The organism is Nitrosomonas sp. Nm132, assembly GCF_900100485.1.
GTDB lineage: Bacteria > Pseudomonadota > Gammaproteobacteria > Burkholderiales > Nitrosomonadaceae > Nitrosomonas.
In genome coordinates this window covers 45,015-66,812 of the sequence record NZ_FNDH01000002.1, presented here as the reverse complement: position 1 = coordinate 66,812, position 21,798 = coordinate 45,015, and the positions used below count along the sequence as shown (strand labels likewise).

The window sequence follows — 21,798 nt, the reverse complement described above, 5'->3', positions numbered from 1 at the left end:
GGATTCACATGAAAATACCATTATTTCTACATCTGTTGGGGGTGATTGTTTGGGTGGGGGGAATGTTTTTTGCTTATTGGGTTTTGCGCCCGATTGCTGCACAGCTGCTTGAACCACCCATACGATTAAAGCTCTGGAGTGGCGTATTTAGCCGGTTTTTTCCATGGGTATTTTTATCGGCGGGATTCATCCTGGCTAGCGGTCTTTATATGGTGATGCAAATGGGAGGATTTGCGGCCGTAGATCTGTATATTCATTTCATGTTTGCGTTAGGCCTTCTGATGATGTTGATCTTTATTTATGTTTTTTTCTCGGCATTCAAGAAACTCAACTATCATGTTGCCAGAGAAGAATGGCCATCTGCAGGTACTGCGTTAGGGCAAATTCGCCTATTAATTGGGCTTAATCTTATACTGGGAGTCGTGACCATTACGGTTGCGGTTCTAGGAGGGTCAGCTTAGTCTGACCAATCGTGGGAGTGTACAAAAAACTTTTTTGTATTTGTGTATTCCATTAATCAATGAGAATCAATATAGGTGGTAAAGAAATGCTTATAGAAAAGGATACCGTGGTATCGCTTCAATATTATAAATTATCCAATTCAGTGGGTGAAATTGTCGAAGAATCCACTTCTCCAGTAAGTTATCTGCACGGTGGTTATGGCGGGATGTTTCCGATTGTAGAGGCAGCACTGCAAGGAAAGGAAGCAGGATACCGTCTATCCATAGCGATGGAGCCAGAAGAAACTTTTGGAGAATATGATAGTGAGTTGATTCGCATAGAGCCACGCAACGCTTTTCCAGACACTGTCGAAGTAGGTATGCAGTTCGAGGGTGGAGTCGAGGGGGAAGAAGAGAATTCCGAAGATATGATGATTTATACAGTTACTGATGTAACGGAAGATATCGTGGTCGTTGATGGCAATCATCCGCTAGCAGGAATGGCTTTACAATTTGAGTGCACCGTAATGGAAGTGCGTTCGGCCACCTCCGATGAGCTTTCGCATGGTCATGTGCATGGGCCACATGGTCACCATGATCATTAAGAGGCTGTAAAAACGAAGTTTCGTTAAAACGAGGTTTTGCTAATGAATCTACTGGGCAGGCAATTTTCTGCGCTCCGTCTGCTTTGCGCTTGAAGCGCTCGCACGAATTCTTCACAACCGCTGATCGGAAGCCTCTCGGAAGAGTTAGCCCTTATCCAACATTGATTTTAATGTATAGAGATGCGCCAATGCTTCCCTGGGGCTTAGCTCATCAGGTATAAGTTTACTTAAATGTGTAAAAATAGGATGTAATGTTTCAGGAAACTGATTGATTGTATCCGGTTGCTCTGAGAATAAATCGAGTTGGGGGTTTTTGCTGACATTTTCCTGCTCCAGCTTGGTCAAGATTTTCCTGGCTGCCTTGATCACTGGACTGGGCACGCCCGCCAGTGCTGCCACATGCAGACCGTAGCTCTGACTAGCAGGTCCTTCATTAACCGTATGCAAAAAAACGATATGTTGCTTGTATTCGACAGCTCCCAGATGAACGTTAGCAGCTTGTTCGAATTCTTCTACTAGTCTGGTCAACTCGAAATAGTGGGTGGCAAACAGCGTATAGCTCTGGTTTTTGGTCAGTAAATAGCGGGCAATGGCAAAAGCCAACGCCAGACCATCAAAGGTAGATGTTCCTCTTCCGATTTCATCGACTAATACCAGACTCTGGTCGGTGGCATTGCGCAGGATATTGGCAATTTCGGTCATTTCGACCATAAAGGTAGAGCGACCGCCCGCCAGATCATCGGATGCGCCAATGCGAGTAAAGATCTGATCGATCGGGCCAACCCGTACACTGTTTGCAGGTACAAAACTACCGCAGTGTGCAAGCAATGCAATCAAAGCAGTTTGCCGCATATAAGTGGATTTCCCACCCATATTGGGACCCGTGATGATGAGTAGTTGTCGCCTGCCAGTTGCACATAAACCAAGCTGCACATCATTGGCAATATAATGATCCACCTGACTTTCCACGACAGGGTGGCGGCCTGTGTTGATTTCTATGACCGCTTCATCGGTAAAGACCGGTGCAGTATAGTTAAGCGATTGAGCGCGCTCAGCAAATGTACTCAGCACATCGATTTCTGCCACGCTATGCGCCATATTCTGTAAATGGCTAATAAAGGCAGTGAGTCTTTCCAGCAGGGCATCATATAAGAATTTTTCTCTAGCAAGCGCATGATCCCTGGCTGCTAGCGCCTTGTTTTCAAAAACCTGTAGCTCTGGAGTAACATAGCGTTCGGCATTTTTCAAGGTTTGCCTTCTGCGATAATCGGATGGAATCTTGTCACTATATGCATGAGTGATTTCGATATAAAAACCGTGAATCCGGTTATATTCCACCTTGAGATTAGGAATACCCGTACGTGTTTTTTCGCGTGCTTCCAGTTGCAACAAAAATTCGCCACAGTTATTTTGTAAGGCACGTAATTCGTCCAGCTCGGCATCATAGCCATCGGCGATGACCCCTCCCTCGCGTAGCAGCACGCTTGGTTCAGGGAGAACTGCCTGGTGCAATAGTTCAACCAGGCTGCTATCCGGTATCATGGCTTGCGCCAGTCGGGTGAGGTGCTCGCTGAGAACATGGGTTGCCATAGCAGCGATCTCAGGCAGGTAAGCTAGACTACCACGCAAGCTGGAGAGGTCGCGCGGCCGGGCTGATTTGAGAGCAATGCGCGCAGTGATGCGCTCAATATCGGCAATGCGCTTGAGATGTTCCCTGATTCCCACGTAAGGCGTTGCCATCCCAGCGGCTTCCATCAGGCCGGAGACGCTGTCAAGACGATGCTGGAGGATCGAGTAATCCCGTAGTGGATGATGCAGCCAATGCCGTAACAAACGGCTGCCCATACCGGTTGAACAAGTATCCAGTAATGACATTAATGTGGGTGAAGTCTCCCCCCGCAATGTTTCAGATATTTCCAGATTGCGACGGGTGGCGGCATCCATACGAATGTAGGCGCCATCGCGTTCGACCTGTAATGTCTTGATATGCGTGATATCGGCCCCTTGCGTGAGGCGGACATATTCGAGTAACGCCCCGGTAGCTTGCAGCGACGCGTGCAAACCATCGCAGCCAAAAGCGGAGAGATCATGGGTGCCAAATAGTTTGGTAAGATTACGGATTGCGCTGCTGTAATCGAACTGCCAGGCTGGTAGTTGTTTGGAGGGACTTGATTTAGTAACTACTAAAGATATATCCAGTGACTCAGGCAAAAGAATCTCAGCAGGCTGAAGGCGCTCTAGTTCGCTCGTCAGATTATCCGGGGAAGTTTCCAGCATACGCAACTGGCCAGCGGCCAGATTAAGCCATGCTAACCCTAACGTCGATTTGTGCAATGACAGCGCCAGTACGATACAGTCGCGTTTGTCTTCCAGCAAAGCGGCATCGGTCAGTGTACCCGGTGTGATAATACGGATTACTTTGCGTTCTACGGGTCCCTTGGCAGTGGCGGGATCACCGACTTGCTCGCAAATGGCAACTGATTCGCCTAATTTGACGAGTTTCGCCAGATATTGATCTGCAGCATGATAGGGCACACCGGCCATTTTGATAGGCTCACCTGCCGAGGTCCCACGCTGGGTCAGTGTGATATCGAGCAACTTGGCTGCTTTCTCGGCATCCTCAAAGAATAACTCATAGAAATCTCCCATGCGATAAAACAGTAGCTTGTCAGCATGCTGTGCCTTGATGCGCAAGTATTGCTGCATCATGGGGGTATGATTTTCTGGAGCCATGAAATTGACGGATTATTAATCAAGCAACCTATTTTAGCAGGCTAAGGCTGTTGCAATAAGTAAGTCATTGCAGTAGATGGTCTGTTTCTTAGTCGAATACGTTGATATTTGCATAAATGCGCATCAGCGTATTTGATTGATTGATATCGTGGGTGGGTGCACGCCAAACTTGTCGAAAAATATACCGATTCCAACAAGTTTGGCTAGAATGAATGCATAACTTACCGTGCCGGATCAATCATTGGCCAATGAGGATGTTCAAGTTACAGTACGATTACATCGGGTAAAGGAAAGCCATTGAAATTACTGGCGTAGGCAGTGGTATAGGCGCCTGCATTGGGAATAAAGATGAAATCGCCTTCCTGAATATCTTCAGGCAACAGCTCGTCATGCATGAGCACATCAACAGAATCACAGGTTGGGCCAGCAATGGACCATGGGATATTGCTCCCCTTGCGGTTAGTCAAAATCTCATAGCGTAGCCCTTCGCTTACTTCAATAATACCGCCAAATATGCCGGCATCCCAGTACATCCAGCGTTTTCCATTGCGGGTGGCAGTGCCTACTACCCTGCAAACAAAACATGCTGAATCCGATACCAGAAATCGACCCGGCTCAGCCATGATGCGAATTTCTTCCGGGAGATCAGCAATTGCAGTATTGATGACATCTGCAATTACTTCAATGGAAGGGATGGGTTTAACATGGCGTACCGGATAGCCACCACCGATGTTGAGCAATCGAGGTCTTAATCCGGCCTGCCTCATGTCAGCGAAAACGTTTTTGGCACGCTCGATACCGACTCGCCAGTTTTGCGGATTACGGCATTGGGAGCCCACATGAAAGGTCACGCCAGCAAGATCGGCGCCCAGAGAGGCGGCTTCGTTAATAATTTCATTGATATCAGCAAGGTGTGTGCCAAATTTACCTGCAAGTGGCCAGTCACTACCGATGTTGGGCGTATCGATGCGCAAGTATAATTTTGCATCTGGCTTGACGCTGACGATTTTACGGAGCTCTTCAATACTATCCAATACGTACCATTCTACGCCTTTGGCCGCGGCGTACTCCAGGTAGGCACGAGATTTCATTGGGTTACTATAGTAGATTTCCGCTGCGGGAACACCTAAACTAAGCAATAGATCCAATTCGGCGATGGACGCAATTTCAAAACCTGAGCCTTCTTCTATCAATGTTTTTAATACGCGCGAATCCGGATTTGCTTTTGCTGCGTAATGCGGATGAACGCGTGGCATGGCAGCTTTGAAACGGCGAATTTTGTTACGGATAATATCGCGGTCGACTAGCAAGAAAGGTCTGCTATAACCCTTTTTTAGGGTTTCTTCAACGAGAGAGAGATCCAGACTAATCTCAGGGTGGGTATCAAAGATAACGTCACTTTCAGTTCTCTTTTGCACGGTGGCGGTACGAATTTTCATTATTAATTCCTCTTACAGGTCGCTACGTTTCTGGGATATGAATATGAACCAAATCAGTTTGTGCAAAAGAATTCGCTTTGCTTATCATGATGACCTCCTTATTTCTTAATGCTAATGAAGCTAATAAAATTATTAAAGGGTACGAATTATAGGCCGCATTTTTGTGGAATCAAGCATTTTTTTTAATGAAAGAAAAAATAGTTTATTCTTAAAATGGTTACTTGAAATCATGAAGTTGTAGCATAAGATATTTTTTACTTTCCATGCATTAAATGCTGGTTGAGACAATAAAAAAAATTGATTGTTCAAGGTAAAGCACGTCAGTTGTTAATCAATGAAATTTCGATGCACCCAAGCAAGCCAGGATATTCACAGACTTTCTGATGTGGTAGCTCCATCACGCCAGAATCAAGCCAAGAGAGGAGAAATGTGAGTGCGATTAATCCATATATATGTACAGAAAAGATTTCCAATGTTCGCCAACTTGCTATCATTCAATTCAGGGCGAATTTGTTGCTTCTTAAGTTCTGAAGATTGATGTCAATGTGGCAAAGCGGGTGTAGCTTAAAGGAGCAGCAGCGTGCAACGAAAATATGCCACAGCAGTCACTTATTCAAATCTTCCTGAACGTTATAACTCGGCATACCATCGGTTGATCAAAAAACAGCAATCGCATGTACAATTCTTAGCCTTTTGACACATCCCAATAAAACGATTTCTGAAATAAATACATTATGTGGTTTAAGAATTTACAAATTTATCGTATCACCGACTGGAAGCTCACGCATGGAGAGCTTGAAGAGTTGTTAGCAAGACGCACCCTGGAAGCCTGTTTGAGTATGGAAATGCAAAGCCATGGCTGGGTTCCGCCCGGCATGGAAGAAGAACATCTGGTTTGCGCGCGCGGCCAGCAGATGCTCATCGCCCTGGGGTCAGAGAAAAAATTGCTGCCTGCCTCCGTCGTTAATCAGCGTGCCAAAGCGCGTGCCGAGGAAATGGAAGTGCAGCAGGGCTATCCGGTTGGCCGTAAACAGATGAAAGAAATCAAGGAAGCCGCTTTATACGAACTGCTGCCACGCGCCTTTGTCATCCGGCAGAAAAGCCATGCCTGGATCGATCCGGTTGACGGTTGGTTTATCATCGATAGCGCGAATGTCGCCAAAGCTGATACCTTTGCAGAGACTTTCCTGAAAACGATTCCCACGATTGCGCTCAAGCGCATCAAGACCACGATAACCCCCACATCGGCCATGACTAGATGGCTATCAGGGGATGAGCTGTCCGCTGCGTTCGCCATCGACAGCGACAGCGTTTTCCGCAGCAGAGAAGATAAAAAAGTCTCGGTAAGTTATCAGCGGCAACCACTTGACTCGGATGAAATCACCCGGCATGTCAGGGCGGGTAAGGAAGTGACTAAACTGGCGATGGTCTGGGAAAATAACCTTTCTTTTATGCTGGACGAAAACCTGCAAATAAAGCGGCTCACCCTGCTGGATATCGAGAAAGAACCCGCAGAATCCGCTGAAGAGCAGTTTGATAGCAATTTCTTTCTCATGACCGAACAATTGAAGCAGTTATTGCCTGATTTAATTGATGCATTGGGCGGCGAGGTGGTTGAGTAACACGCTAACTCTGAATTTTTGGGTTAATATCACAACCTTATCGTTTCTTATATTTGAACACGATAGATATTCGGAGATTTTATAATTATTTTTTAAGACCATAAAGGGAGAGCTTGCTTGGATATATCAAAAGCGCCTGAGAGAATAAAAACCATAAATTTCAAGAGCGTAGTCGAGTGCTGATTCTGAAGTCATAACTGGAGCTAGGTTTGAGTTTCTATTCGCGTGCCTTATTTTTTCCCCCAGAATTACATCTATCAATCAATGCTTGCCGCTCAGCTTCGGCGCTGAAGGTTGGCAGCACTTTTTCCATTCCTGAAGGTGAATAATTGATCGCGCTGGGTACACAGGAGCCTCACTGCTACAACTGATCAAAGCGCACTAAGAGCAGTAATAAATACACTATATTTAAAGTGTATTTAGAATCTTCCTCTTTAAAAATTATTAGCATGGCTTGATTTATGCTGCTAATTTTTCAATCTTTCGGCGCAGATCCAGCGACACGTGAGTTAAGTAACTAATTCTACCTGAATCCTTGATGTCGTAGATTTCATTACCATTAGGAGGTGACTACACGCTGCAAGCCGTTCAGGCGGGGTTAGCGGTCTATCATATTATTCAACGCGAAATCAAGGCGCTGGAGAACAATTCGTTCACCGAACGATAAACTTAACCAAAGCTTTTGAAATACTGAAAACAATCCGAGGTATCGGAGGAATACTTGAACTGACCATTATGCTGGAGATGGATGATATTCATCGCTTTACCAGCGGGAGTAAGTTTGCTTCTGGTTACCGTTGTATAGAGAGCAGGCACATCAGCAATCGCAAAAACAAAGAGGAAGGCAATCCTGGAGCAAGCAACATATCTCTCCCGGATCTTTTCTGAAGCAGCACATGTGCATGTTCCGTGCGCTATGAACCATTGGCGCAACGGTTTTATAAATGAAAAAAAGCCAAAACGAATAGCGCTATTGTTATCTGGATCGTTTGCTTGGAGGCTGGCAAGAACACACTGGGCTTCTAGTGGATCGTTTCAGTAAAACCATTACCGTTCGCGGTGAGCTTGTCGAACCGCTAAGCAACTGACATCGGCCCTCGACAGGCTCAGGCCGAACGGCGTTTTTTGTAACCGTTATGCTGGAACGGTCTACTAGGTGTTTGCACGTATTGTTATTGTGATAAAGATAGAAAATAATAACCATGAGATCAGCAAGGGTCAAGAGAGGTTGGCCCTTATTGATTCCAATGATTTCTGCTTCGTATTTTTATGGTTCTTAATGGATTATTTGTTTTTGTATGAGCTACTTGGAAATTCCGCTTTCAAGAGCGGCTGATTCCAGCTTTCTTAGAAAGGATTGATTATGATTGTAAATATAAGTGATAACGCTCATAGTCACGAAAAACGACTTACGCCAGCGCTATATAGATTGTTAGAGGCTTGCCTTGAAAAAAAAACAACAAATACCAAAGTTCTCGCAGCACATCTATGCCGCTCTCCTGCAACCATTCGAACTGAGTTTCAACGGGTGCTTGCATTTATGGATGCGCATTGCAGATATGAAGCATTGCGGGCAGCAGAAGAAAATGGATTGATCCGGCGTAAGCGCAGATAAGCTCGAGATGAGTCTGGTAGACAGCTGCTAAAGCCAATACCATCATTATATTTTCTATTTACAAGAAAATATCCGCGGCATAGTAGCCGTTTATGCCGCTACGACTCTCTGTAAGCGTTTTGTCTGGGTTAAATTGGATGCTATTATCTCTTGGCATGGCAACCAGATCTACATGACTGTTTTTCGATGTCCAGGGACTAAGGAATAAAAATTGCATGCATATATATGATTGCCTGCCCATTTGTTATTCCTTAGCATCATCATGCAATAAAGCTGGATTGGCTTGAGCTGTTGCTCTGCTTCAAGTGCCGATCAGAAAATTAGGAGCAAACATTAAGTCTCTCCGATCTTAATCATTGAAAGAGCGCTGCTTATTAATAACCGCTGTCAACAGCGTCTGCTTTTTCCTTTAATGTATCGCTAGCTTCTTCAATTTTTTCTGGGGCATCCTCGAAAGTTTTGCTCATAGCATCTTTCAAGCTTTCTACAGTTTCGTCTATTTTCTCACCCATCTGCTCAGCGGGGCCTTGAGAAGTATCACCAACTTCTTCAATTTTTTTAGCGGCCTTTTCAATAACTTCATCAATGGCTTTTTTACTGCTATCTATAGATTCATCTATTTTTTTGCCCATTTGCTCTGCAGTCCCTTCTTGTCCTGAGCAGCTTATAAAAAGAAAAGATAGAAGAAATAAGGATAGCGATAAAATTAGTTTGTTCATCATGTACCTCATATAAAAATGAATAGGATGGGCTTTTGAAATACTGCTAAGCATCTCTCTGAGTCATTCTAAAAATTGTGTTCTTCCTGTTCGAATAAAGCCAGCTAACCCAAATATTTCATAAATTGGCACGTGCCCTCACTTGTCTTATTGATTAATAAGAGAGATTTTGCTCGGTCGGGTGTATAAATCACTACACCCCTCCCTCTCAAAACTTCCCTATTAATCAAAATCCTGCGTGATCATCACGCGAATTTATGAAGTATTCGGGCTAATTAATTCAATGGGGAAACCTGGTGTTCGGTTCCTCAATTTTTATATTGAGCTGGATTTTGGCTAGAGAATAACAAAATTAAAAAGAAATAAGCCGAGATGCTAGCATGGTAACACCCCCTAGCCAACTTCGACAAATTCACTCACGAGTACTGAAAAGCAGGATGATGCTCTGAAAAACCTTTTTTATTAGAAGGATTGATCAAAGCTTGATTAATGAACAATGAGAGGCCTTTGCAAAGGTCTCAATGAATAGGCAGAAATTGTTTCAAATGAAGGCTACGTACTAGATATCAAGGCTGATGATAGGTCGGACTGGCCTGTTTGACGTAATGTCCTGTCATTTGAAGAGGAGTGTGGAGAGGACCTTTCCGCAGATATCATTGTGGTACGATGGTATCCCAAGGGAAATGAAAACGCTCACAATAAGGTACTTAATTTGTGCTGCCTCAGTTACCGCGCTCCTTCGGCAGCCGCTGAGCGCAAACATTCTGCGATTGTAAAAAACCATCCAGCCAACGCCAAGAAGTGGCGTGGCTGAGTGGGATGTGCAATTGATTCATTCGTGTTTCCTGGTTACTTATTTTTATCATGCTTGGTTTGTTCAGAAACTCCCGTCAAAACACCAGAGGTGATTTTATGCAACAAATCAGCAGTTGCTTGAGTCAGCTGTAAGCCTGCTTCAAACTGGGCATGTCCGACAGATGCTATCTGGTGGGTAAAGGTCGCCAGTGTTTCTTTGAGTTGGGCACCGATCGTTGTTCCATTGCGCTTTGCATGAGCAAGCAGATCATTCAATGTTTCGGCGATCACCCCTTTTGCGACCGTTGATGTATGTTGCACGATATCCAGAAACAGGCTTTCTAGGGTTTCAAGATCAGCGCGCGTTTTAGTCAGCTCGTCACGTGAAAATTGTTGAGCCTTTCCAGCCGCTTCCTCTACTGCCAATTTTGAAGCTTCAGCAAATTGCGCTAAGGCGGTATCCAATCCAGATACCGCATGGGTAATTTGGGTTTGGGCGGCATGCGATTGTTCTGTTGCGTGCTCCAATTTCTGCTGTGCACCATCATGCACACCTTGCATTACTGCAGTAGCAATCCGGCCCAGTGATTCAATGTCTAATCGATTCGCCTGCATTGCCTTGAGCGTCAACTGCCGTACAGTTTCCTTGACGTCACCACCATGAGCGATTGCCTCACGTACGTCGGATTCGAGCTTTGCCATATCTTCCTGGTTATGAGTCGTGCGATTACTTTCATTTTTCATTTCAAATACCCTCCGGAGTTAGAGAAATGTGCCACATCAGGATCATTTTCCGCCTTCAATAGTGAGTCGGTCAAGGCCACCCATATAAGATTGTAAAACAGATGGAATAGTTACGCTGCCATCCGCTTGTTGGTAATTTTCAAGAATAGCGACCAACGTTCGTCCAACCGCCAAGCCAGAACCATTCAGCGTGTGGAGCAATTCCGGCTTTCCTTTCTCGTTACGAAAGCGCGCCTGCATGCGTCGTGCCTGGAAAGCTTCGCAATTGCTGCATGAGGAAATCTCGCGATAGGCATTTTGTGCAGGTAACCACACTTCGATATCATACGTCTTTGCAGCCGAAAAACCCATATCACTGGTACATAATGCCATCACTCGATAGGGCAATTCCAGTTTTTGCAAGATTTTTTCAGCATGACTGACGAGCTGTTCCAACGCCTCATAGGATTCTTGCGGATGCGCGATATGGACGAGTTCGACTTTGTCGAACTGATGCTGTCGGATCAGCCCCCGGGTATCCTTGCCATAGCTGCCCGCTTCGGAACGAAAACAAGGCGTGTGGGCAACAAATTTCAGGGGGAGTTGCTCGCGTGGGATGATTTCATTGCGTACCATATTGGTCAGGGGTACCTCGGCGGTGGGGATCAGGTGTAATTTGCATGAATCCTGGTCGGTTAGTATTGCTGAATCAGGATGACTGTTTCCTCCCGGATGCGCAATAAACAGGTCCTCTTCAAATTTCGGTAATTGTCCGGTGCCCCGCAAGCAATCTGCATTGACTAGGTAGGGCACATAAACCTCGGTATACCCATGCTCCTGAATATGTGTGTCCAGCATGAATTGCGCCAGTGCGCGGTGCAGGCGAGCAAGGCCGCCTTTCATTACGTTAAACCGTGCGCCGCTCAGTTTGGCAGCCGTTTCAAAGTCGAGTAATCTTAATTGCTCGCCAATAGCGACATGATCTTTGATAGCAAAATCGAATAATCTGGGCGATCCCCAGCGCCGTATTTCGAGATTATCCGCTTCGCTGTTACCTTCTGGGACACTATCATGCGCTAAATTAGGCGTTGTCAGCAGTATCTGCTGAAGCTCAGTCTGTAAGTGTTCGAGCTGGTTTTCAGCCTGCTTGAGTTCATCACCGAGATGAGCAATCTCTGTCATGATCGCAGTCACATCCTCGCCTTTTTGCTTGGCAATGCCAATTTGCCTGGAAGTAGCGTTGCGTTTTGCCTGCAACTCCTGTGTATGGGTCTGGATGGATTTACGCTGCGCTTCCAGCGAATTGAATTGCATTACCGGAAAGGTGTAACCACGTTTAGTCAGACGCGAGGCGATGTTTTCCAGATCGGTGCGTAATTGTTGAATATCTAGCATGTGTACTCCAAAAGACGTGACTCATCTTAACCCGAATATTTCATAAATTGGCACGTGTCCTCACTCGCCTTTTGATTAATAAGAAAGATTTTGCTCAGTCGGGTGTATGAATCATTACACCCCTCCTTCTCAAAACTTCCCTATGAATCAAAATCCTGCGTGATCATCACGCGAATTTATGAAATATTCGGGTTAATTGACCGGGCAGATATTATGCCTGTAATTAAAGTTCTCTTTGTGTTGATAATACTATTTTGAACCTGCTAGATTCTATTCAAAGTTCATTCAAGCTAAGCCTGTCGAAGTGTGAACTCGTTGAAGGAATAGATAGGGTCAGTTCAATCAAACAAATGCGCGAAGCAGTGTGGTTGATTAACTTCCTTCAAATGTGCATAGCGCGAACACTTTCTGCCCCTGCTTCTCCAGGCGCGCTCTGCCGCCAATATCTGGCAGGTCAATTACAAAGCAGCATTCGATGATTTCTCCACCCATTTCCTGGACTAGCTTGACGGCTGCCTCCATGGTGCCGCCCGTGGCAATCAGATCATCCACCAGCAATACCCGTTCTCCTCGTTGGATCGCATCAACATGAATCTCGATCTGGTCACTGCCATACTCTAACTGATATTCACGCGCGATCGTCTCAGCAGGCAATTTACCCGGTTTGCGAATGGGCACAAAACCAACACCCAGTTCATACGCAACGGGAGCGCCAATAATAAAGCCACGCGACTCAATACCGATCACTTTATCGATTTTCATCGTCCGGTAGCGCTCGACTATTTTCTGAATGGTAGTACGCAAACCAACAGGATCTTTCAAGAGCGTGGTAACGTCACGAAACATGATTCCCTCATGGGGATAATGGGGGATGGTGCGTATGCGGGATTTAATAGGCATAAAAGTTTTATCAATAAAAATCTATTGATCTGGGTTAAGTTGAAATTTTTGTAACCATCTTAGCGTATTTTTACCCAATCCGGCAGCACGCTGAATTTGCGGATGTACACATTTGGTTATGATGAGAGCCAAATTAATCCACTATCGGAGAGCGCTGGAGTTATTATAGATTTTGCTGCGATAGATACTATTGATAACTGCGTCTTCCGAATTTCTGCATACGTTCCATCGTTCCCCGAATATTTCATAAATCCTGCGTGATCATCACGCGAATTTATGAAATATTCGGGCTAAATAGGCTATAAGGGCTCCCCTATCATGACAAGGGTGCAAGCTCATCATTGATGACTTAATAGTGAGTTTTATCCAATTTTTCTGACCAGCTTGAAAATACTTTCAGTGCCTCCGATCGTAGTAGTTGCTCCATTGGAATCTTACGTCGCCGTAGATCCGACATGATTTCTTCATAAATAAACTGATCATCAAATCCGATTTGGGCCGCATCGGCTCTTGTGCAGGCATAGAATACCTTTTCTGGACGAGCCCAGTAGATGGCACCCAGACACATTGGACAAGGTTCGCAGGAAGCGTACAGTTGGCAGCCATCAAGCTGGAAAGTACCTAAATGCCGGCATGCATTTCGTATTGCGATGATTTCGGCATGAGCAGTGGGGTCGTTCGTGGAGATGACTTTATTATTGCCTCTCCCAACGATCACGTTATTTTTGACAATGACACAACCAAATGGACCACCCTCATTATTGATCATTCCATGAGCTGAAAGACGGATGGCTTCCAGTATAAATTGCTCTTGCTGCGCTTTATTCATATGTTGCTATTATTTTTGGCTTCCATTGGCTTAACCCGAATATTTCATAAATTCGCGTGATGATCACTTATGAAATATTCGGGTTAATGTAAAGATCAGTTCATTTATACCCTGGAGCCAGGCTATCTGTCTTACCAATAGCGTACGTCTCCTGAATCAAGATGCACAAAGTTAGAGTCTGGATAATAACCAACGCCACCTACTTTTAACGATAATGCTGCTTTTCGCAAATCGGCCAGTGAGAATTCAGGTAGTCGAATGTCGATTGCCTTGCCCTGCATATGCAAGCTCTGTTTTGCCACACCATGATTATGCATGGCGAGCATCCTGTTGGTTTCGGGTGACCGATAGCCAGAGATGACTTGGAATTCCTTCCTTGCACCCATTCGACTATGCAGAAGTTGCATCATGTCGAGTAATCGAAGATCAATTGTATGGGTCTTTCCGGTACGATGATCGCGCAGTATTTTTTCAATATCTCTTAGTGCGCCAGAAATGTAGCGACCTTTTTCCCAGTAGACAGATTTGACCTTTTCACCAGTATGCAAATTATGTAAAGTTAATTGCTTTACGGTTGTTCTTGGATTATTAGCATATGCTGCTGGCAGCGCGAGCATAGTGCAAGCACTCAATCCAGCTTTAAAAAAATGCCGCCGACTAGCCCCCAGTTTTGTTAGCTGATCATGATCATTAGGTTCTTGTAAAAGCATTCCGGGTCCTCCAATAAGATATCAAGAGTATATTTATACTTGAAATGGGTAATATCGCTTACCAGCGAGCATGTTCTAGAACTCGCTTATCTCGTCCATAAGTGTCTGATGAGAAATAAATATTATTCAGCTCATCAACCCATGTCGTGAGATAGGTCAAATAGATAGGTAAGCGCCTAGGTAAATTGACTGTAATCGTTTTGCCGCTTTCTATTTTGGCAACGAGATCAGTCACTGCATTGGGTTCATTCAAAACAAACCCAGCCAATTGCAATGGCTTCTCCAAGCGGATACATCCCGAACTAAACATTCGAACATCTTTCAGAAACAATTGCTTAGAAGGCGTATCATGCAGATATATGCTGAAAGGGTTTGGAAACATAAATTTTATAGTGCCTAACGCGTTTTTCTCTCCTGGGTTCTGCCGCAAGACATAAGGAAAATTCTTGCCTACCGCGTGCCAGTTAATTGATTCCGGGTTAAGCGCTTGTGAACGGTTGTCATGGTTTGAATAAACGCTTATTCCTTGTGACGTAAAGTAATTAGAATTATTTTGTTGCTTAGGGAGCAAATCTTTATGCGCGATACTGTTGGGGATATTCCAGTATGGATTCAGGATAAGATGTGAAATGAGGCTATTGAAACTGGGTGTTGAGCGATAATCGCGCCCTACAATAACACGCATATCCAGAATATGTTTTCCATACTCAATGGCAGTCAGGCGAAACCCGGCAATATTAACCAACAGATAACGATCGCCCAATTCTCTTGGCAACCATCGTAAACGTTCCATATTGATACGTAACTGCCGGATTTTCTGTTCAGGTGTTTTATTCAGTGCCGCCCGTGTATTTTTTCCGATAACCCCATCAGCATTCAATCCATGCTGGTACTGGAATGCCTTAATCGCGTTTACCAATTCATCATCGTACTTTTCACTTTTACTAGGGGCGATATCATATTCAGGATTGCCGTGTATGGCAAAAGCTTGAACAATTCGTGTGCGGATCTGCGGAATAACCGGATGATTCATGTTGGGCCGAATCAAGGGTATTTCCGGGATAGCTGTCCAATGAATGCCGCGCACCACTTGCTCACGGTAATGGGCTAAGGCCTGCCTCATTAGCTGATAGTCCTTTGTTTTAGGGGACAAATCTTCCAGGAACGATTTTAAATTTCCAGAGTTAATCGCTTTCTGCAAGTAATCCGCCGGATCGAATGTCTGTTGCTGAATATGCCAATCAGGGTCAACTTCAGAAGCTATCAGACGGCCCCTGCATAAATCTCTAGCGAGCGTCAATACTGCTTGAGTAGTATGCAATTCGAGATCGAGCGGAGTAGGGCCCTCGCTACTTTGCTTACGTAGGCGTAATAGTTGTTCAAGCTCATAATCTTTGCTGTCCAAGCCTTCCTGTTCGGCGGTTGCAATAAATGCTATCGCAATATCAAGTTCAGGTGATATTTTGTCGTCCTGTACCCAAACAGGTTGATAATCACGCATCGCATAAAAGCGCTTTAAAATGGCTAAACCAATTTTGCCTGATGCTGCAGGAGAAATTTTATCAAGCTGGCTATATAATGCTTGAGCATTAACTAAAATGCTGCCATCAGCAGTTGAAGGGAGTAAGCAAAATATTCCAATAGTAAAAAAAGCCGCTTGGAATGCTTGAATTTTTGCGATTAGCGTATTTCTAATGCGAATATAGAAAAACCTCCTGCTATCTTCCAGTTCTTCTAAAAGACTACCCATGAAATGTCAGTGTGAATGAAGCTTATTTATAGTAAATTAGCGTTTTACCACATATCGGCCAGAATTTCTAAGAAAGAACGGATGTATTTTTAGCTTATTGGGAAGATTTGTGAGAAAAACCAAGATAAACCAATACGATTATTAATGGTAAATTAAAGCGCCATGGCTAGATCATTGACCCTAATGGCGCTGTCACGTAAAGTTAAATCTTATTGGATGTAAGACAAATCTACTGATATATACAAAGAAGGAATATTCAGAAAACCATGAGTATAAAAAAATGGACTGATGAGGAACTCACATCGACACGCGATAAGCTTGATGAGTGGTGTCTCAAGCATGCCAGCCCTAGCTGGGGGAACCGCATGTGGCTATTGACCGCGATACTTGGCGCTGCAGCGATTTCAACGGGTGTGGTATTTATTTTTTTTGATGGCATTACAGCACTGAGTATATTCTTGATCGTCCTTGGCGTAATCACCTGTTACACCTGGTACAAAAGTGAGAAGCAACGCAAAATCAATGTGAATTTCCTTGAGGAACTTAAGGTGGAAATCGCGCGTAGGGCTAAGCATAAAGATGAGAAGTCAGTAAGTTAAGCTTATTAACCCGAATATTTCATAAATTGGCACGTGCCTTCACTTGTCTTTTGATTAATAAGAAAGATCTTGCTCAGTCGGGTATATGAATCACTACACCCCTCCTTCTCAAAACTTCCCTATCAATCAAAATCCTGCGTGATCATCACGCGAATTTATGAAATATTCGGGTTTAATTAATGGCAGAATAGACACTGCTCTTTTGATTGATCTGCGTAATGCGGCAATATTTTTTATATCGTTTCGCGAATATACCTCGTGTTGATTCTCATGGCGATCGAACCAATGGCGATAAAAGCTGCGCCACATATGATCAGAACTAATGGCCAGCCAAGCGTATCGCTGAAGTGTTCATAAGTAAAATAGCTGATATAAGCGAGCATGGACAATGTGCCGGTCAGGAGTAATGTTCGACTGTGTGCAGCTGTGCTGATATAGATCATCAGTGCGGTCAAACCAAGGTAAAGCACTTCAAAGGGGGTGTCCTGTAACAAGTCGAAAGCCGCGATTAACAGGGCAATAGATCCGATGAAATACCAGAATGCCGAAATGGCGCGATGAGGGGAACTGTTTAGTGCCCATGAAATACACATTAATGATGTGCCTATAATCAGGGAGATAAGATTTTCTTCAATCTCTAGAAGCTCCATCGCAGTGATAAAAAAGCCGCAACCAAAAAAGATAGTCGTGAAAGCCAGTGTGGTGCGTTTCATTTGCCAGAAGATAGCTCCTTGCTGAATGAGCATAACCGTTGACATAAATAAAACGCCATAAAGCGGCTCATTCCCCTGCGAATGCTCATCCAGCATGACGAAGATGCCGGTAGGCTGGAACAGGGCTGCCATCAGCAATAAAGGCGTTGCAGAACGGTCATATTTAGGGTGATCTATTGCTACCAGTGCAAGTAGGAAGGCAGCAAAACCAGTGCCGAGCGTGACAGCAATCCGTGCCCCGGAAGTAAACTGATCCCATTGCATTCCGATGAGAATACAGATTCCCGCAAAAACCAGGATGCTGCCAATATAACCAAACAAGCGCGAAAGCATGCCGCTGGACCTTTGAGCCGTGATCGCCTGTATATCCGTCAAGGCGACCATAACCTCATTGACGGTCAATTGATTGTTCTGGACAATCGTAACGATTTCCTGCAATGCTTCCTGCTTATTGGGCATGACCAGGATCTCCAGCTTTTTCTGAATTGGTTATCCAGCCAATGAAATTAAAGTTGCCGTATGAAGATTCGTTGCCATAATCAGGAATAATAAAACTTCCACCGCCTGCCTTTTTCACCCGATGAACATACCTTCCGGAATGACTGCCGAAGATTTCACCCAGAAGGCCACGGGAACGATAACTACCCAAAACGAATTCATAACCATCCAGGGATCTACTGTTGTTGTCGATGATGAAGTCGTTGAATTCGGCGACCGGCATCTCATCATCTTGCTGATTTTGCAGACGCTGTGGTAGCAGATAGTCAATTTTGCGCACGCTTCCTTTCTGACCGTTATAGATGAACAGTTCTTTCACATAGATTCCTTCTTGCTCTTTTCTCGGAGTAAGCTTCATATACAGTTTCTGGTTTCTGATAGCAAAATCGATATGAAAGGGTGAGTGATTGTCATAATGCGAGGCGCTGAATACCAATTCGTATCGAGGAGGAGTATCAAGCTTCTGAGGTATATGGCTTGCCAGTAGAAAGCCTAAGACAAGTATCACAGGCAAACTTAAGCCAATGATCAAGGCAAAGTTTGCCTTAAGAAAATTTTTAAGTGCCATTCAGAACAATCTCATTTAACAGAAAGAACAAGCTTACTATGCCAGAAGATAGCAAAACGGAGGAAATAAGACGGTTTGGCAACTCATTCTTATTTCTTTTGCGGTTAATATGCCTGCCCCATAGGATATTTACAAATACCCCGTGGGGGTATACGATGACTTCGTTTCTACAATAAAAGTAAGATGAAAGTAAGGAGAATCGTGATGAGTGTACTTACGCATAAATACATTGAGCTGCCGATCGAAGGGATGACGTGTGCAGCTTGTGCGGCCCGAATTGAAAAGAATCTCAACAAATTGCCTGGTGTTCATGCAGCAGTCAATTTTGCTAGTGAGAAAGCGAGGATAGAATTTGACGAGGCTACCACGCATGCTGAAGAGCTGATCCACTCGATCAAGAAAGCTGGTTTTCATGTCGCCCCCCAATCGGTACAACTCCAGATCAGTGGAATGACCTGCGCTGCATGCAGCGGCCGTATCGAGAAAGCATTAAATAAAATTCCCGGTGTTACAGCCACCGTCAATCTGGCGACAGAAGTTGCTCATGCGAGTTTCTCTCCGGGGGCAGTAATGATAGATGATCTGATTGCAGCTGTTGTGAAGGCAGGCTATGGTGCGAGTGAGATCAGCGAAGCCAGCCGCAATGAAGAGAAAGCCAGGCGGCTCGCAACCTATCAGGCAGAGCTTCGCGCCTTCTGGATTTCCGCTGCGCTTACCTTGCCATTCATGCTGCAAATGGGTGTCATGCTTACGGGGGATCATACCGATCTGTTGCCACGCTGGCTGCAGTGGTTGTTGGCGACACCCGTTCAGTTCTGGGTGGGTAGACGTTTCTATGTGGGGGCTTGGCATGCATTACGGGGGGGTGGAGCCAATATGGATGTATTGATTGCACTGGGCACCAGCATGGCTTATTTCTTCAGTGCGGCTGTCATACTTTTTTCGCTGAACCAGCATGTTTATTTCGAGGCAAGCGCAGCGATCATTACGCTGGTGTTATTAGGTAAGCTGATGGAAGCCCGCGCAAAAAGCAAAACCTCGGCAGCTATTGAGGCGTTGATCAAGCTGCAACCCAAAACGGCACGGGTGGAGCGTGAAGGCGAAATCATCGAAGTTGACGTCAACACGCTTAAAGTAGACGATATTTTTATCGTGCGTCCCGGCGAGAGTTTGCCGGTAGATGGCGTCGTGATCGAAGGCACATCCAGTGTGAACGAAGCGATGCTGACGGGCGAAAGTCTGCCGGTAGCTAAACAAGCCGGTGTCAAGGTGTTTGCAGCTACCCAGAATCAGCAGGGGTTGCTGAAATGCCGTGCTACCAGCGTGGGTGCGCATACACAGCTTGCAGCCATCATTCGCTTAGTGGAAGAAGCGCAGGGTTCCAAAGCGCCGATTCAGCGCATGGCTGACACCATTGCAGGCATATTTGTGCCCGTGGTCGTGGTAATCAGTATGCTGACCTTAGTATTAACTTGGTGGTTGACGGGAAATTTCGTACTCTCGCTGATCAACGCGGTTGCCGTGCTGGTAATTGCCTGTCCGTGCGCCTTGGGTTTGGCGACACCGACAGCCATCATGGTGGGCACCGGGCGCGGGGCGCAAGCAGGTATACTCGTGAAAAATGCTGCTGCACTCGAACATGCTGAAAAAATTCGGGTTTTGATCGTAGACAAGACGGGAACCCTCACGGAAGGGAGACCCGTTGTTACCGATGTCGTTCCGGTAGGCTCAATCACAGAACAAGTATTGCTGGAGATCGCTGCTACCCTGGAACAAGGCTCGGAGCATCCACTCGCAAAAGCCGTGCTTGAGCATACTGCTAGCATGGCTATCCGGCCTCAAGTGATGAGTCATTTTACAGCGGTGACCGGGAGTGGGATCATGGCCCGAATCAGTGATGCTGGATATCTAGTGGGCTCACCAAAGTTTCTGCACGCGCAGGGCGCAACCATCGATCAGTCTCGTATAGCGGCGCTTCAGGCTGAAGGCAAGACCGTGGTTGGTGTGGCTGCTCAGCTCGGGGAGACATGTCAGGTACTTGGCTATCTTGCGATCGCCGACCGGTTGCGGAGTACCTCGGCGCAAGCTGTCAGGCGATTGCAGGCAATGGGCATTGAAGTCATCATGTTGACTGGCGATAATGCTGCGACGGCTGCTGCTATTGCCAAGCAAGCAGGCATTGCCCGGTATCGTGCCGAAGTCTTGCCACAAGATAAAGCAGCTGAAGTGATCAAGATAAAGGTAAGCGGGCAATTTACCGGCATGGTAGGGGACGGCATTAACGATGCACCTGCGCTGGCTGCGGCTGACGTGAGTTTTGCCATTGGCGCAGGCTCTGATGTGGCGATCGAGGCGGCGGATATTACGCTGATGCATAATGATTTGATGAGCGTGGTCGATGCGATTTCGCTTTCCCGTGCGACCTTGGGCAAGATCCGTCAGAATCTGTTTTTTGCCTTTATCTATAATGTACTGGGGATTCCATTGGCCGCCATGGGCATGCTTAACCCGATTATCGCAGGCGCCGCCATGGCCATGAGCTCAGTATCGGTCGTTAGTAACTCACTGCTGCTAAAGCGCTGGCAGGCAGGTGCCCAGATTAATTCATAACATTGAGAGGGAATCATTAAATGCAAGCAACCATCATCAACATCAAAGGCATGACCTGCATGGGCTGTGTCAGAAGTATTAAAAATGTGCTGGAAAAGATCCCGGGCGTCAGCAGCGCAGAAGTTTCGCTGGAGGATGCCCAGGTTACCATCCAGTTCGATGCGACTATCGTCAGTAACGATCAGTTTAAGCAAGCAATTGAGGAAGCGGGCTTTGAAGCCATCATCTAATAAAAAGGGGTTATGCCATGTGCCTGATCATGTCATGCAGCCTGATAAGGAGGCGTTAATAAAACGTCTTAACCGCATTGAAGGTCAGGTACGGGGTGTAGCCAAAATGATTGCGGAAGATCGCTATTGTGTTGAGATTCTGAATCAGGTTTCCGCTTTGCAATCCGCACTGGATGCTGTGGCCATGCAGTTACTCGAAAACCATGCGCATGGCTGTATGCATGACGCCATTCAGTCTGGTAATGGCGATGCTGCCATTGATGAACTCATGACCGTGGTGCGGAAGTTCGCGCGATAGTGAGGGA

21 protein-coding genes are annotated in these 21,798 nt (G+C 45.5%); 9 read left to right on the top strand and 12 right to left on the bottom strand.

The features are described 5' to 3' along the window. The first annotated feature begins 8 nt into the window (after nucleotides 1-8). Nucleotides 9-461, top strand: coding sequence for a CopD family protein (locus BLP80_RS01200; protein WP_090539332.1), 453 nt, complete (start codon nucleotides 9-11; stop codon nucleotides 459-461). 86 nt (nucleotides 462-547) lie between these two features. Continuing rightward, nucleotides 548-1,045: an FKBP-type peptidyl-prolyl cis-trans isomerase gene (locus BLP80_RS01195; RefSeq protein WP_090539329.1), complete on the top strand. Its 498-nt coding sequence runs from the start codon at nucleotides 548-550 to the stop codon at nucleotides 1,043-1,045. 144 nt (nucleotides 1,046-1,189) lie between these two features. Here BLP80_RS01195 and mutS read toward each other — a convergent pair whose 3' ends face one another. Both mutS and BLP80_RS01185 read right to left on the bottom strand, forming a co-directional pair. Beyond that, nucleotides 1,190-3,754, bottom strand: coding sequence for a DNA mismatch repair protein MutS (gene mutS / locus BLP80_RS01190; RefSeq protein WP_090539526.1), 2,565 nt, complete (start codon nucleotides 3,752-3,754; stop codon nucleotides 1,190-1,192). A 287-nt stretch (nucleotides 3,755-4,041) separates the two neighbouring features. Next, a complete protein-coding gene (locus tag BLP80_RS01185; RefSeq protein WP_090539327.1) occupies nucleotides 4,042-5,217 on the bottom strand; it encodes a type III PLP-dependent enzyme in 1,176 nt (391 codons plus the stop codon). 734 nt (nucleotides 5,218-5,951) lie between these two features. Between BLP80_RS01185 and BLP80_RS01180 the strand changes: the two genes are divergently transcribed. The 3 genes from BLP80_RS01180 to BLP80_RS01165 all read left to right on the top strand — a co-directional run bounded on the left by BLP80_RS01180 (nucleotide 5,952) and on the right by BLP80_RS01165 (nucleotide 8,454). Then, nucleotides 5,952-6,839 carry a recombination-associated protein RdgC gene (locus BLP80_RS01180; protein WP_090539325.1) on the top strand — a complete coding sequence of 296 codons (888 nt, stop codon included), beginning with the start codon at nucleotides 5,952-5,954 and terminating at the stop codon, nucleotides 6,837-6,839. A gap of 663 nt (nucleotides 6,840-7,502) precedes the next feature. After that, the gene (locus BLP80_RS16545) at nucleotides 7,503-7,727 is read left to right on the top strand and encodes a transposase (RefSeq protein ID WP_090539323.1); all 225 of its coding nucleotides are present in this window, start codon (nucleotides 7,503-7,505) and stop codon (nucleotides 7,725-7,727) included. Between the two features lie 475 nt (nucleotides 7,728-8,202). Next, the gene (locus BLP80_RS01165) at nucleotides 8,203-8,454 is read left to right on the top strand and encodes a helix-turn-helix domain-containing protein (protein ID WP_090539320.1); all 252 of its coding nucleotides are present in this window, start codon (nucleotides 8,203-8,205) and stop codon (nucleotides 8,452-8,454) included. 58 nt (nucleotides 8,455-8,512) lie between these two features. Here the strand turns inward: BLP80_RS01165 and BLP80_RS15500 are convergent, their stop codons facing one another. The 8 genes from BLP80_RS15500 to BLP80_RS01130 form a co-directional block, all read right to left on the bottom strand. Next, on the bottom strand, nucleotides 8,513-8,671 hold the full coding sequence (locus BLP80_RS15500) for a hypothetical protein (protein ID WP_176754223.1): 159 nt from the start codon (nucleotides 8,669-8,671) through the stop codon (nucleotides 8,513-8,515). Between the two features lie 157 nt (nucleotides 8,672-8,828). Further along, nucleotides 8,829-9,173 (bottom strand): hypothetical protein, encoded by a 345-nt coding sequence (locus tag BLP80_RS01160; RefSeq protein WP_090539319.1) that lies wholly within the window; start codon nucleotides 9,171-9,173, stop codon nucleotides 8,829-8,831. An 849-nt stretch (nucleotides 9,174-10,022) separates the two neighbouring features. After that, complete coding sequence (locus BLP80_RS01155; protein WP_090539317.1) at nucleotides 10,023-10,712, bottom strand: DUF6781 family protein; 690 nt, start codon at nucleotides 10,710-10,712, stop codon at nucleotides 10,023-10,025. Nucleotides 10,713-10,754: 42 nt separating this feature from the next. Further along, nucleotides 10,755-12,086 carry a serine--tRNA ligase gene (gene serS / locus BLP80_RS01150; RefSeq protein ID WP_090539315.1) on the bottom strand — a complete coding sequence of 444 codons (1,332 nt, stop codon included), beginning with the start codon at nucleotides 12,084-12,086 and terminating at the stop codon, nucleotides 10,755-10,757. A gap of 372 nt (nucleotides 12,087-12,458) precedes the next feature. Then, entirely contained in the window at nucleotides 12,459-12,986 is a 528-nt protein-coding gene (locus tag BLP80_RS01145; RefSeq protein ID WP_090539313.1) for an adenine phosphoribosyltransferase, read from the bottom strand. Nucleotides 12,987-13,335: 349 nt separating this feature from the next. Continuing rightward, on the bottom strand, nucleotides 13,336-13,815 hold the full coding sequence (locus BLP80_RS01140) for a nucleoside deaminase (protein ID WP_090539311.1): 480 nt from the start codon (nucleotides 13,813-13,815) through the stop codon (nucleotides 13,336-13,338). Nucleotides 13,816-13,946: 131 nt separating this feature from the next. Continuing rightward, on the bottom strand, nucleotides 13,947-14,525 hold the full coding sequence (locus BLP80_RS01135) for a peptidoglycan L,D-endopeptidase MepK (RefSeq protein WP_090539309.1): 579 nt from the start codon (nucleotides 14,523-14,525) through the stop codon (nucleotides 13,947-13,949). A gap of 58 nt (nucleotides 14,526-14,583) precedes the next feature. Then, nucleotides 14,584-16,275, bottom strand: coding sequence for a L,D-transpeptidase family protein (locus tag BLP80_RS01130; RefSeq protein ID WP_090539307.1), 1,692 nt, complete (start codon nucleotides 16,273-16,275; stop codon nucleotides 14,584-14,586). A 266-nt stretch (nucleotides 16,276-16,541) separates the two neighbouring features. Here BLP80_RS01130 and BLP80_RS01125 point away from each other — a divergent pair, with 266 nt between their 5' ends. After that, nucleotides 16,542-16,874 carry a hypothetical protein gene (locus BLP80_RS01125; protein ID WP_090539304.1) on the top strand — a complete coding sequence of 111 codons (333 nt, stop codon included), beginning with the start codon at nucleotides 16,542-16,544 and terminating at the stop codon, nucleotides 16,872-16,874. Nucleotides 16,875-17,107: 233 nt separating this feature from the next. Here BLP80_RS01125 and BLP80_RS01120 read toward each other — a convergent pair whose 3' ends face one another. Beyond that, nucleotides 17,108-18,046, bottom strand: coding sequence for a hypothetical protein (locus BLP80_RS01120; RefSeq protein WP_090539302.1), 939 nt, complete (start codon nucleotides 18,044-18,046; stop codon nucleotides 17,108-17,110). Next, nucleotides 18,036-18,653, bottom strand: a complete 618-nt coding sequence (locus BLP80_RS01115; RefSeq protein ID WP_090539300.1) for a hypothetical protein — start codon at nucleotides 18,651-18,653, stop codon at nucleotides 18,036-18,038. The genes BLP80_RS01120 and BLP80_RS01115 overlap by 11 nt, the downstream gene beginning before the upstream one ends. A 204-nt stretch (nucleotides 18,654-18,857) precedes the next feature. On the opposite strand from BLP80_RS01115, the gene BLP80_RS01110 reads away from it, so the two are divergent. Genes BLP80_RS01110 through BLP80_RS01100 form a run of 3 tightly spaced genes read left to right on the top strand, consistent with a single transcriptional unit; the run spans nucleotide 18,858 to nucleotide 21,791 of the window. Continuing rightward, nucleotides 18,858-21,263, top strand: coding sequence for a heavy metal translocating P-type ATPase (locus tag BLP80_RS01110; RefSeq protein WP_090539298.1), 2,406 nt, complete (start codon nucleotides 18,858-18,860; stop codon nucleotides 21,261-21,263). A 20-nt stretch (nucleotides 21,264-21,283) separates the two neighbouring features. Continuing rightward, the gene (locus tag BLP80_RS01105) at nucleotides 21,284-21,493 is read left to right on the top strand and encodes a heavy-metal-associated domain-containing protein (RefSeq protein ID WP_090539296.1); all 210 of its coding nucleotides are present in this window, start codon (nucleotides 21,284-21,286) and stop codon (nucleotides 21,491-21,493) included. Then, on the top strand, nucleotides 21,477-21,791 hold the full coding sequence (locus BLP80_RS01100) for a metal-sensitive transcriptional regulator (RefSeq protein WP_305367311.1): 315 nt from the start codon (nucleotides 21,477-21,479) through the stop codon (nucleotides 21,789-21,791). Before BLP80_RS01105 ends, BLP80_RS01100 begins: the two co-directional genes overlap by 17 nt. Nucleotides 21,792-21,798: the final 7 nt, after the last annotated feature.